Origin of the sequence: Lentilactobacillus parafarraginis DSM 18390 = JCM 14109 (assembly GCF_001435895.1) — a bacterium.
Lineage (GTDB): Bacteria > Bacillota > Bacilli > Lactobacillales > Lactobacillaceae > Lentilactobacillus > Lentilactobacillus parafarraginis.
Window position 1 is genome coordinate 1 of sequence record NZ_AZFZ01000161.1, and the last position, 1,473, is coordinate 1,473.

Below are 1,473 nucleotides of genomic sequence, written 5' to 3' on the forward strand. Positions count from 1 at the left end.
TGAGGTGTACCCCCAAAGTTAAAGTAAATATTTGCTTGTCTTTCCTAGGCGGCCCGGAGTCGATATTTTATCGGCGATGTGCCGCCTAGTTTCATTTGAATTCGTTCAGTATTGTAGTAGATTATCCACTTTTTGACAGCCGTTATCAATTCCTCAGCGGAATTGTAATTGGATAAGTCGCCTAACTCAACTTTTAACTTGTTAAAGAAGCTTTCCATACAAGCGTTATCTAAGCAGGTTGCTCGTCGAGACATGCTTGGTGTGATGTGAGCGCTTCTGAGCTTCTTCTGCCATGTTCGATGTCGGTACTGCCAACCTTGGTCAGTGTGCAGGAACTGCTTGTATGGTTGGTTTGGTATTAACTCAATTAGGGAATTCAATGGTTTCATGGCAAATTCAAGATTGGGACTGCCGGCAGTAATGGCAAAGGTTAGGATCTCATTATTGTATAAATCCATTATTGGTTCGAAATACACCTTTTCCTGAGTTTTGGGGATCTTAAATTCAGTGACATCGGAAACCATCTTCTGATTTGGCCGGTCGGTTTGAAAACGGCGGCGTAACTTGTTTTTGACTCTAGTTCCTTCAGGACCTTTAGAGGAATCATATTTGCGGATCTTCTTACGATAACCTTCCCCTTGGATATCCAACTCCTTCATCAGCCGATAAACGCGCTTATGGTTGACCTTAAGGTCAAAATCATTCAGGAGGGCCTGGGTAATCCGCAGAACCCCCATGTGTTGGTCGTGATTCCAGATACGAGAAATAAAGTGTTTCAATTGGCAATCCTTGTCTGGTTTCTTAAATTGGCGTTTCCAGTAGAAAAAGGTATCTGGAGAGATTGGCAGGACCCGCAAAAGGTCAGCCAGATTGAATTTGGCCTCGAGTGTGCAGATTACTTGGGCGAGTTCTTTGTTCGTTGCTTCATCGAGGCCAATAATTTTAACGCTTCATTTTTGATGCGTAACCCTAGGTTCTCAGCTTCTAATTGTTTAAGCCGATTTTGTTCCGGAGTGAGTTTCTTCTTAGTTGACCGCTTCTTAGTCGGTTTCTTTCGTTTGTTTGTCATTTTGGGTTTCCGTCCTTTTGATATAGACAATAACCCATTTGGCCCTTCATTGCGATAAATCTTTTTCCATTGGTAAATCTGAGCAGTCCCGAGATAGCCGAACTTAGCAGCGATTTGCGTATAGGAAGCATTGTTAGTAATTGCCCATCGGGCAAGGGCAACTCTAAAATCAGGCGTTACTTGAGGCGGATCCAATATGATATTCGGGCCGTGAGTACGGTAAGCGGCAACAAGCATTTCAAACAATCTACGGGATATATGATATTTTCCCGCAATTGCTCTAAGACCTCCTCGACCATCGAAGTATTCTGTTAAAGCTCGTAATTTAAGTTGTTTTGAAATCTTAGTCATAAAAAATACCTCCAAAGCTAAAGTTTTTACTTTAACTTTGGGGGTATAGCTCA

The 1,473-nt window shown here is 42.3% G+C and carries 2 protein-coding genes; both read right to left on the reverse strand.

Going from position 1 to position 1,473, the window contains the following annotated elements; genetic code table 11:
* Nucleotides 1-44: 44 nt before the first annotated feature.
* Nucleotides 45-857, reverse strand: a complete 813-nt coding sequence (locus FD47_RS14455) for an IS3 family transposase (protein WP_056980839.1) — start codon at nucleotides 855-857, stop codon at nucleotides 45-47.
* A gap of 38 nt (nucleotides 858-895) precedes the next feature.
* Nucleotides 896-1,473: transposase (locus tag FD47_RS14460; protein ID WP_235806119.1), on the reverse strand; the 578-nt coding region annotated here is incomplete at its 5' end.